This is a genomic window from Photorhabdus sp. P32 (assembly GCF_038085095.1).
In the GTDB taxonomy this organism is placed as follows: domain Bacteria; phylum Pseudomonadota; class Gammaproteobacteria; order Enterobacterales; family Enterobacteriaceae; genus Photorhabdus; species Photorhabdus luminescens.
Genome location: NZ_JAZGJN010000177.1, coordinates 1 through 10,587 on the forward strand (window position 1 = coordinate 1; position 10,587 = coordinate 10,587).

10 protein-coding genes and 3 pseudogenes are annotated in these 10,587 nt (G+C 38.1%); 11 read left to right on the forward strand and 2 right to left on the reverse strand.

The features are described 5' to 3' along the window. From V2H77_RS01925 to V2H77_RS01970, 11 genes and pseudogenes are all read left to right on the forward strand, one after another. Positions 1-1,432: glycohydrolase toxin TNT-related protein (locus V2H77_RS01925; RefSeq protein WP_341497446.1), on the forward strand; the 1,432-nt coding region annotated here is incomplete at its 5' end. Next, positions 1,425-1,655, forward strand: coding sequence for a hypothetical protein (locus tag V2H77_RS01930; RefSeq protein ID WP_341497447.1), 231 nt, complete (start codon positions 1,425-1,427; stop codon positions 1,653-1,655). The genes V2H77_RS01925 and V2H77_RS01930, both read left to right, overlap by 8 nt. A 288-nt stretch (positions 1,656-1,943) precedes the next feature. Further along, positions 1,944-2,090, forward strand: a pseudogene (locus V2H77_RS23565) (RHS repeat domain-containing protein); the annotation flags it as partial. A 6-nt stretch (positions 2,091-2,096) separates the two neighbouring features. Beyond that, positions 2,097-2,375 carry a hypothetical protein gene (locus V2H77_RS01935; RefSeq protein WP_341497448.1) on the forward strand — a complete coding sequence of 93 codons (279 nt, stop codon included), beginning with the start codon at positions 2,097-2,099 and terminating at the stop codon, positions 2,373-2,375. 7 nt (positions 2,376-2,382) lie between these two features. Continuing rightward, positions 2,383-2,682 carry a hypothetical protein gene (locus V2H77_RS01940; RefSeq protein ID WP_214040695.1) on the forward strand — a complete coding sequence of 100 codons (300 nt, stop codon included), beginning with the start codon at positions 2,383-2,385 and terminating at the stop codon, positions 2,680-2,682. A gap of 327 nt (positions 2,683-3,009) precedes the next feature. Next, a complete protein-coding gene (locus tag V2H77_RS01945; protein WP_341497449.1) occupies positions 3,010-3,540 on the forward strand; it encodes an SMI1/KNR4 family protein in 531 nt (176 codons plus the stop codon). 430 nt (positions 3,541-3,970) lie between these two features. Then, positions 3,971-4,549, forward strand: a complete 579-nt coding sequence (locus tag V2H77_RS01950; RefSeq protein ID WP_341497453.1) for an Imm43 family immunity protein — start codon at positions 3,971-3,973, stop codon at positions 4,547-4,549. Positions 4,550-4,839: 290 nt separating this feature from the next. Then, entirely contained in the window at positions 4,840-5,076 is a 237-nt protein-coding gene (locus tag V2H77_RS01955) for an AHH domain-containing protein (RefSeq protein ID WP_341497450.1), read from the forward strand. A gap of 614 nt (positions 5,077-5,690) precedes the next feature. Next, positions 5,691-5,894: pseudogene (locus tag V2H77_RS01960) on the forward strand (type VI secretion system domain-containing protein); the annotation flags it as partial. Between the two features lie 219 nt (positions 5,895-6,113). After that, complete coding sequence (locus tag V2H77_RS01965) at positions 6,114-7,064, forward strand: hypothetical protein (protein ID WP_341497451.1); 951 nt, start codon at positions 6,114-6,116, stop codon at positions 7,062-7,064. Positions 7,065-7,091: 27 nt separating this feature from the next. Further along, positions 7,092-7,436, forward strand: coding sequence for a hypothetical protein (locus tag V2H77_RS01970; protein ID WP_139654393.1), 345 nt, complete (start codon positions 7,092-7,094; stop codon positions 7,434-7,436). A 199-nt stretch (positions 7,437-7,635) separates the two neighbouring features. Here V2H77_RS01970 and V2H77_RS01975 read toward each other — a convergent pair. Next, positions 7,636-8,808, reverse strand: a pseudogene (locus tag V2H77_RS01975) (MalY/PatB family protein). A 711-nt stretch (positions 8,809-9,519) separates the two neighbouring features. Continuing rightward, on the reverse strand, positions 9,520-10,248 hold the full coding sequence (locus tag V2H77_RS01980; protein ID WP_341497452.1) for a LuxR family transcriptional regulator: 729 nt from the start codon (positions 10,246-10,248) through the stop codon (positions 9,520-9,522). Positions 10,249-10,587 lie beyond the last annotated feature (339 nt).

The window sequence follows — 10,587 nt, forward strand, 5'->3', positions numbered from 1 at the left end:
TTATGTGGAAGGGGGATTTATTCTGCGTCAGCAGTACAGCCTGATGGGCCAGTTAACCGCACAACGGGCCGGCCGTAATCCCCATTTCTTCCGGCCGGCTGAACCGGAAGAGATTGCCCCCGCTTATGCGGGCGTGGCGCGCCGGTACGAATACGATGCGACGCTGAACCTGACCGCGGTCAATGACGACGGACAGCAGTTAAATTATCTCCTCAACGGCAACGGCCAGATAGTTTCGGTGGGTGAAGGCCGGACGCTGCGTGAACATTATCAGTATGACGCCGCCGGTTACCCGTCAAGGCGGTTTGACGGGGCGCAGGAAATTATGGGGGAAACTCTCTACCAGGAGGGCCACCGCCTGAACTGGGTGGGTTCGCACCGGTTTGTCTACGACCGGGCCGGTCGCGTGCAGGAGAAACAGTTTTTAGCGGAAGGTTACCGGCCGGCGCTGACGAAATACCGCTGGAACAGCCAGAACCAGCTGACGGGGCTTATCACGCCGGATGACATCCGGTGGGAATATCGCTATGATGCTTTCGGACGACGGACGGAAAAACGGTGTATCCAGACCGGTAAGCTGATCACGTATTTATGGGACGGCGATGTGCCGGCAGAAATCCGCGAGTATCAGCACGGCCGGCTGAAAATGATCCGCCATCTGGTGTTTGACGGCTGGGAACTGATAGCGCAGCAGACGCAACAGTTTACGCTCAATCTGGACAACCGGGTGGAACTGATGGCCGGAGAGGTGCAGACCCAGTATGCGGTCAGCGCCCCGACCGGGGAACCGCTGGCGCTGTTCGACCCGGCAGGGAAACGGGTGTGGCGGCGGCCGAAGCAGTCCCTGTACGGGCTGCGGCTGGGCGGACAGGCAGAGAATCCCCAGCTCGATCCGGGCCTCCGATTCGCCGGGCAGTTATGGGATGAAGAGTCAGGGCTTTGCTACAACCGGCACCGCTTTTACTCACCGGAAGGCTGTTGTTATCTCAGTCCTGATCCAATTGGGTTAGCCGGTGGACTTAATTCTTACAGTTACGTGCAGAATCCAACGGGCTGGATCGACCCGCTGGGGCTGACTAACCTCCCTGTACCGTATTGGCCTCCTAATGATGGTGCATTTGGACCTGTAAAGAATACGGTTTTGGAACCAGGAACTATAATAGATCGCTATGGGTATACAGGAGGATATTATACGTCACCTGTTGGCACACCATATTCTATGCGAGCTCTTCCCCCGGGAACTGATACAATGAAACCGTATTCTGTTTATAAGGTGATGAAACCAATCTCTAATGTATCAGAAAGCAAAATTGCTCCGTGGTTTGGAGAAATAGGGCTTGGTACGCAATACAAACTTGAAAAATCTGTACAAGAATATTTAGATTCTGGTCATTTAATAGAAGCAGGCAAAAAAGGTAATAAATGTGGATAAGAATAGTTTAATTAGGACTTTGTCCTCTATGAAAATACCTAAAGATAGTTATTCTATTGATTCAATAGAGAATGAATCTCTTTGCTTGATAAAAGACGGTATATTGTGGTCTGTCTTTTATAGTGAGCGTGGTCAGCGATCTGGAGAAGAACATTTTAACCAAGAAGAAGCTGCTTGTAAGGCTTTTCTTCAAAGATTAAAAAAAATGCTAGGTTTAAAGTGAAAAATAAGGCCGGAGAGATCCTCTGGTCTTTTTATGAGCTCGTTCCCGTACTCGCCATCTCCGCCCCGTCCGACCTCGCGGGCGGGAGCTACCTGTTGAAAACCGTCGATAAGCGGGCCGAAACCCGGCACTGACATCGGGGAAAAAGTGAGCTAAAATCGGCAAAGTGCACATCGGGGTTTTGGGTTCGCGGCGGTGAATGCAGTGGGACGGGGTGGCTCTTTAACAGGTTGTTATTAAAGAAGAAATCCCGGCCAAAAAGTATGGTCGTGTCGGGGCAGTCCCTAAGATCCCATAGGGCTAAATGGGGGTCCGAATCCTTACAGTTACGTGCATAACCCGACGGGCTGGATCGACCCTCTGGGGCTCGCGCCTTGCCCAACTCCCCCTGACAAAATCAACTTAACTAAAGACGGTGTTAAGCATGTAAAGGATAGACATGTGGGCGATGTCAAAGGCTGGTCACATAAAAGTAAGTGGACTCTTAATAATGCCGACGTTAAATCGACCATAAGGGATGTATTCCGTAAACCAGATAGAATTATTCGCGATGGTGATCGTTTTATATATGAAAAAACTTTGAAAAGGAATGTAGGTATAACCCCAGAGGGTGAAATATTAAATAAAGTAAGGGTTGTTACTGAATCAAATGGTGATCTAGTTACGGCATTCCCGCAAAGTGTGTTTAAAGATCTTAAGCCAACAGATGTGATTTTTTGAGGATATTATGGGACTGGATATACATTTCACGACAGAAGATAATGAGATTATTCATGTTGTTATGAGCGAAACCTTACATTCAAATATATTCTCATCTCCAACGAGATGGAGTAGTGCGAAGAATTTAAGAAAGATTAAGGATTACTATAAAACTGACTGTTTATTAAAGAAAAAGGATGCAACTTCTTTTATTCATGAATTGTCTGAAATGAAAGATAGAATTATTGAAGGAAAAGATGAACTGCATAAGATCATTGAAAAAGTAAACGGAAAAGAAATCAATTTTATTAGAATAAGCGGCGATTAATAATCCTTGAAATCAGCCGGAAAGATCCCTGCAATCTTTCCGGCCTTTTTTATTATTTTTATGCTTAAAATAAATATTTCACAGGGTTGATGTTATATATTAAATATATAAATTAAAATCACAAAAATATAAAATAAATAAGAAGATAAACAAAGAAATAATACAGAAAAATATAAAATTCATGGTAAATATATACATAGGCTGTATTTTAGCTATTTTATTCTGGTTTCTCCCTGAAACAGTAAAAAGCCGGAATCGCTTCCGGCTGAAGGTTCAGGAGGTTTCTTTACACATGTAACTGTCCTTAATCCCCCAGGAATGTAAACTATGAGCATATTTAATTTAAAAACTATATTACCTCCTCCTGTATCTCCGAATGAAGCAGGTCAAAAGGAAAAATGGCCATTGATAGATAATAACCACCATTTTCCTAGTGATTTCATCGACTTCATAAATTGCTATGGAACAGGAAGAATAGCTAACTTTATTAATATATTTAATCCATTTAGTGAAAATGATGATCTAAATTTCTTCAATCAGAAGGATTTGATTATTGAGGATTTTAATTATTTAATTGAGGATGATAAAGATTATTATCGGTTTTCTCTTTATCCTAATAAAGATGGATTACTTCCAATAGGAGTGACTGATAATGGTGATTATATATTTTGGGTTATATCACCAACAGATAACAGTGACTCATGGAAAATAGCAATTATTGCCTCAAGATCTCCAGAAGTCGAATACAGGCAAGAAGATCTAACATCTTTTTTAGAAGGTGTTTTATCCAAGAAAATAAAATGCATGTCATTCCCTGATAATTTCCCACCTAATAATATAGTATTTGAAAGCATTTAAAAAATAAGCCAGAAAGATCCGCGTGCTCTTCCGGCCTTCTTATAATCTAGCGGGGCGCATACCCACAGTAAGCCAGTGCCGACCGGAGTTTACCAATGGCTCCCTTATAAGAGAATGAATCCAATGGTTTAATTCCGTCTCAAAAAACAGTTTATTGCCAAGGTTATATTTTTATAAAATGAAATTTTCTTTATCCATGAGCAGGACAATATGATTGGAATGATTCTGAATGATGCTTTTCATCCACATGAAGAAAATATGATTTTAAAAACAATAATCAGATGGATATGAAAAATAAAATATGGTCTGGTCAAGTATCTACAACCAAATGTGGGAGAGTAAATTAATGAATTCTTATGTATTAATGAACGATTATAATTCTTCACTAATGCCAAGATATCTTCATGCTATAGTAGATACAGATAAGTAAATTAATGACAAATGGGATTATGAAGGCTCCAGGCATAATATGCCTTATTATCTCGTAGATAAGGAATGCCCTAACACTTTGTATTTGTTATGTAATAAAAATATTGGGAAATTGGGATTTAATTATTATCAACACAATATGGCTCATATCCTATCTGATAGATTTCTCGATATTATCAATGAGTTTAAATTAAGCGTTCATGTTTTAAAAAAATTAATTGCGACATCTATTAAAGATGGAAAAACTATCAATAGCTCATTAAATTATCTTTTTTTTACTGACAAGGAGTTATTTCTGAATGAAAAAGATTCAATATTGGAAAAAGATAAATATGGAAGTTTAATTCCTCATAAATTATCTTTTCATAATGCATCATTAAATTATGATATTTTTTCAATACGGACTACTTTATTAGCAGGATTTATCTTTATTTCAGAAAAAGTAGCTAACAAATTCAGTAAAGAAAATATCAAAGGAATAAAACTAATTAAATTAGATGAAGCCTTGAATCACTATTGTGTAGATTTTAGGTACGGCATTAAAACTAATATCAAAAAATGGAAAATAAAATTACCCTAAGCTAATAGTAAAAAGCCAGAAAGATCCCCATATTCTCTCCGGCTTTGTTATCTTTATGCTTAAAATAAATATTTTACAGGGTTGATGTTATATATTAAATATATAATTTAAATCAAAAAAAATATAAAATAAATAATAGAATAAACAAAGAAATAATACAGAAAAATATAAAACTCATAGCAAATATATACATAGGATATATTTTAACTATTTTATTCTGTTTTCTCCCTGAAACAGTAAAAAGCCGGAATCGCTTCCGGCTGGCTTCTTTCTTCCCGTGGTGAATACCCATGCCACGCCAACGCCGACGGGTTAGTGCAATGGTAAGGCATCAAGGTAATCATCACGGATATACTGATGCAATAAGAAATACTCTGGATAAAATAAATTTAAATCAATCAACTGATGCCATATCGAAACAAGTAGCTCACATCCAAAATATAGCTAAAAAAGATATGGAGAATGGCAATATTATTAAACCCAAAGATAGGTATAACACTAATATTCAGGGGAAAGACGTAAATTAAAAAGTAAGACAAAGCATCTTTGATCTCTGGAGTAAAATTTTAGGATAATTCAATATGAGTGAGATAATAAATTTTTATATGGAACCTGTTGAATTCTTTAAAAGTTCGGATTTTTTATCCTCTATTGAAGAATTTAATAAATATGAAATTATTGATAATAAAGATAGGACATTAAAGCTTCTTTTCGATCAAGACATACCAGGTAACTATATTGTTTGGAATGATTTTTCTCTGATCGGGTATCTGAGTTTTATCTTCATGAGGATTATAAAAAAGCAGAAAATGATATCCTTGACAGAATAAAAATGTCTACCCAGGATCAAGTTAAAGAAAATATGAGAAAAATAAAATTATATCTTATAAGAAAGAAACAAGGGTTAGTTGATAACATAGAATACGATAATTTTCTAAATGAAGTAAATAACGAATGTAATGACAGGTTAAATATGAAAAGCATTTATTGATATTTATTTTCTTTTAATCAAAACACTAAATTAGAAGCCATATTTTCTATATTCAAAAAAGGAATTATGTCGTGCGGTATAAAAAAAGATAAAAAGACATGAGTTATTTTCAATCCTATTCTTTTGAAGAATAGAAAATAAATAGAGAGAGAACAGAGTCTGACACTGGCCCCTTACTGGCTTGACGGGCACGCCATCGCGGCACAGGCCGCCGGCAAACTGGGTTACCACGCCGTGGTTGACGCTATCCGCGATGAACTCCGGGCCTTTCTTGACCGTCTGCCAGTCCTGCAAAACCTGTCTTTCTCCGACCGGAGCCCGTTTATCTCAGACGCCACGCTGAACTGCCTGAGTGAGCCGATTTTTAGCTAATTCTGCCTTTTTATGAGGTTTTCTACCGAATTTGACACTTTCTGTTCATTGCTGCTATCGATACCAATCCATATTTCCTGTGAGATTTGACAGTATTTAACTTGTCAACTAACGTTATTATTAACATATGAAATCATCGGAATAATGTAGGAAGGTAGGTAAGTAGCAAATGTAACTTTTAAAAATTAATAGGAGAAAATCATGCCGACTAAAGGATCGTTGTATAACCTTGAGAATGTAAATCGTCAGATCATTACGCCACAAAACCTGCTTGAGCTGGGGATTGATGAGTCTATTCTCAACACTCCGGCACTTGTGGTTACTGATTCATCTGGCAAAAAGCAAAAACCTATTGGAATTTCAATTAATGGTGCAACATTTGGAGATTTTCCAGATGGCACAGCTGAAAGTCGTGGATGGTATTCTTATATGAATATCGGAGCGCCAATGATTGAAGAGAGAAAAAATATTACACAACCACCGCCTGATACCCTATCCTCACGGACCTATGTAAATCGTGATTCTAGGGAGCGTTTCTTTGCCGATAATGTAAATTTTGAGATTTCAAATACAATAACATGGAACATTCAAGGCACAGCTCAATTGACCTTCGGTGTACGAGGCATGGCTTCTCTTACAAAAACCGTAGAAACAAAATACAATGCTCGAGCGAGTTACGATCAAGGCAGTGTGGATGTTACTTATACGGATACCGCAGCCGCTCATGGCGAAGGTGAGGTATACGCTAATCTTATGCTTGCTATTCAAGGTTCAGTCGGTGGTTCTCTGACGACCTCATGGAAATCCACTTCTGGAACCAATGGTAGCATCTCTGCGAAATCGCGCATACGAACTCTTGTTACACAACGTCGCGTCATTAAACGGTATAACTATACGATTCCTGTCACCTTTGCTGGGTTCATCGCTGTTCGATACGCCTCCCCCGTTCCAATCAAGTCCCCGCCCCAAACCGCCCCGCCTAATAGTGCTGAGATTGTGGCCCAGGATATCAACGTGCTTAATCTGGTTGGTGGCAAACCATATCGTGTAACGGGATTGGCAGAAACGGTATCTGCTCTAGAAGTTGATCATATAATCTTCGAGACCGAGTCTATGGAGTATTCAGAGCAAGAACTCTACCGGAAACCTTAAAGTTATATTTCACAGGAGATAATTATTATGTCATTCGATAGCATCTTTTCATTTGGCAAAGATAATGCGGAAACCGCTCAAAACCTCAGTAAATTATTGGAGAATAGAATTCCAGGCTCTCCTGCCGATCCTAACGCAAAGATTATTAAAGAAACATCTCCAGAAGCCCTGGCTGTTATGGGGTTTCTCAACGGGTTTATGGGCGCTGTTCAGAAAACATCACAGACTCATAGTGAATCTTTTAATGATCCAAAGACAACTGGCAACATGGCATCTTCTTCAATGAAAGAAGGCAGTAAGACTGTTGATGCTGATCCTGACATCAAGAAAGCTAGCGATAGCACTAAGGCAAAGGGTGACAAAAATACTTAGGGAAAATGCTGCGTCAAGTGCCTCAACGTCGCCGATATTGTGCCAACGACCATTACCGGCGATATATACAGCATTAACAAGGCTAGCTTCGCTATACTCCACGGGGTTCGGATTAAGTTTCGAACCCCGTTTACCTTGTTGAGTGCACGGCTAACTGAAAATATAATCACAATAGTTTATCTGCCAATATTAACTATTTTCAGCAAAGTTTTCTCAACGCTGAGATCAATTTTTGAATACCCAATTCAACTTTGCTACGGGGGCACCCCGCATTAAAACGAAGAAACCCCTTACCTGCTTCACCATAAATTTTACCCGGCATAATGGCAACTTTCTCTTCATGGATAAGTATCTGCTGCAATTTATCATCATCAATATTCAGATTACGCAGGTCTATCCAAGCCAAATAAGTTGCCTGGGGTGGTTGCCAGTTCAATTGTGGAAATGCAGCATTCAGTTCTTGTGCCACATAATTCAAGTTATCACTCAGGTAATCGCTCAGTTCATCAAGCCAGATATGTCCTTCCCGGTAAGCTGCAATATAGGCTGATACCGCTAAAATAGCAGGAGAAGATAATCCATCACACTGCGTTAGTTGATGAGAATATGCCTCACGGCTATGATTATCATTAATAAAACCATAAGCGCCGGTAAGCGCAGGAATATTAAATGACTTGGATGCTGAGGTCATTAATGCCCAATGTGTCGTGGCAACTTTACTCCAGGGAGTATGTTTTGTTTCCCCCAAGGTTATATCCATATGAATTTCATCACTGATAACGTTAACATTATAACGCTCACACAGTGCAGATATCGTTTTAAGTTCAGAATAACTCCAGACTTTGCCCGTTGGATTGTGTGGGTTGCACAGTAATAATATTTTGGTTTCTGGTTGCGCTAGCAAAGCTTCAAGTTGGTTCATATCACACACCCAATTATTACCTTGTTTCTCAAGTGGGCAAGGAAGCAATCGCCGCTTATTCTCCTAAATAATTTTATAAAAACCATCATAAGCAGGAGTATGAACAACGATATTTTCACCAGGTTTAGACCAAATACGGATTAATTGCGACGCCATGTAAATCACAGAAGGGCCATAAACCACCCAATTTGTATTAATTTCACAATTAAAACGTTGTTGGTACCAATGACGAATAACACCAAGAAATTCTTCATTCTGCCAACGACTATAACCAAATACACCATGATTCAGACGTTTCTGTAACGCCTGAATCACACAGGGAGCGGTAGCGAAATCCATATCAGAGATAGTAAAAGGGAGAAGATCATCAGCCCCAAAACGATCTCCAACATAGTCCCATTGGGTACACCAAGTACCACAGCGGTTAACCAAGGTGTCAAAGTCAAACATTGTTTTCTTCCTTAAATTAATGCATCAAGTTCATCTTTTACTGATTGTACTTGCGGCCCGATAACGACTTGTAAGTTATGTTGATTGAGATGAATAATCCCCAAATTCCCATAGGGTAATTTTCTGTTTCTTCTGAGTGAGCATAATGACTCCTGCGGATATTATTAGGCATTATTTAATAAATAGCACTACGGATTATCTGGTGAAATGGTTCACTATTGATAAATATTTTAGAGGAGGATTACTGGTTTGGTAGGAACACTAAAAGCCATTCAAACAGTCATTACCATCCTTTGAATCACTCATATATTAAGCAAAGAATATACCTTTCATCTTTCAAGCTGCTGCTTTGTTGGCTGCTTTCACTCACCCCAGTCACATCGTTATCTATGCTCCTGGGGATTCGTTCACTTGCCGCCGCGCTGCAACTCGAAATCTATTAGGTATAGGCAGAACGTAATATAACTATTCTGCCAAAATAGAGACGCATTTATTGAATGCTGCTTTTATATTTTGAATAGATATCATTGTCATCTTGTCAGGAAAATCTCTCCAACCTTCTATTTACAACAGTACCAATAAAGATACGAAGGTAAAAAATCAGTTTTTTCTCAAATTATCGTAATAATCCATTTGAGCAATAGTATTAATCATTCAGTTAATTTATAAGGTAAAAGATATAATCATCTGATAATTGCAAATTGATATTAGTTATATATAGCCAAGTAATGCAGCTTTAGCTATTGCCTGAAATTTATTCTTACAATCCAGTTTTTTGACGATATTCATTAGGTGAAAATCAACTGTACTTTTAGTGACACAAATGGTTGATGCAATTTCACTTGATGTCATCCCATCTGCGGTATACCTTAATACCTCTAATTCTCTATGTGAAAATGAAGTATTATCGATATAGAACGATTGTAAATACTTTGTGTGTGATGTTAAGTATCTTATTATCCTAATGTATACTCCTAAAATTTCTCCACTACATTTATACATTGTCTCGTTATCAATAGGTCCATCTTTTCCCGCAACAGAAAATATTCCATAAGTTCCTGAAAATGCAGGAAGGCCAAACGTGATCCCAGAATGAAACCCATATTTCTGATTCACATACCAAAGCTCTTGCCCATTAGATTTGGAAAAAAAATCTAAGTCCCATATTTTTGAAAAAGAAGGCGGCACAGGTCGGAAATTTAGAACGGGATCAATCATCCAATACTTTTTTTCTATATAAAGAGCTCTCCAAGATTCATGATAATTATTAAAAAAATACACTTCTCGGTTAGATATAGGAAAGCGCGCTTTTAATAAAAGGGAGAACAAACTAAATCCCGAAATTTTGTTAATAAGTTCACAAATTTCAGCCACAAAATGTGCATCTACGTCTAATTTATGAAAATTATAGGGTAAGGTATATGGTCGATAAATATTCATTCAATGTCCTCTTGAAAATTAAGAATATTGATAGTGAATCCTAATATTTATTATAGTAGCAAAATTTACACTTAATAAAGAAAATAATTATTTACTGTTATACATAAGCAAGATCCGATAAGCCACAATGTATTATTCGTAAACAAGAGAAATTATATCAATAGAATTGAAATCTTAATAATCAGGGGAAATAATATATATAAAAATATATTATAGCCACATGAAGAACATTAAACTATTTTCAAGTCGATATAAGTGATTGTTTAATATTTTAATCTAAAGATTTATGTTTTATTTTTTACAACAATAAATTAGCTAAAATATTGAGCGATATGAAGT

Coding starts and splice junctions, on each gene's coding strand:
- V2H77_RS01940 (WP_214040695.1), top strand. CDS start 2,383: ATGGGACTGGATATACATTTCACGACAGAAGATAATGAGATTATTCAT.
- V2H77_RS01945 (WP_341497449.1), top strand. CDS start 3,010: ATGAGCATATTTAATTTAAAAACTATATTACCTCCTCCTGTATCTCCG.
- V2H77_RS01955 (WP_341497450.1), top strand. CDS start 4,840: ATGCCACGCCAACGCCGACGGGTTAGTGCAATGGTAAGGCATCAAGGT.
- V2H77_RS01965 (WP_341497451.1), top strand. CDS start 6,114: ATGCCGACTAAAGGATCGTTGTATAACCTTGAGAATGTAAATCGTCAG.
- V2H77_RS01970 (WP_139654393.1), top strand. CDS start 7,092: ATGTCATTCGATAGCATCTTTTCATTTGGCAAAGATAATGCGGAAACC.
- V2H77_RS01980 (WP_341497452.1), bottom strand. CDS start 10,248: ATGAATATTTATCGACCATATACCTTACCCTATAATTTTCATAAATTA.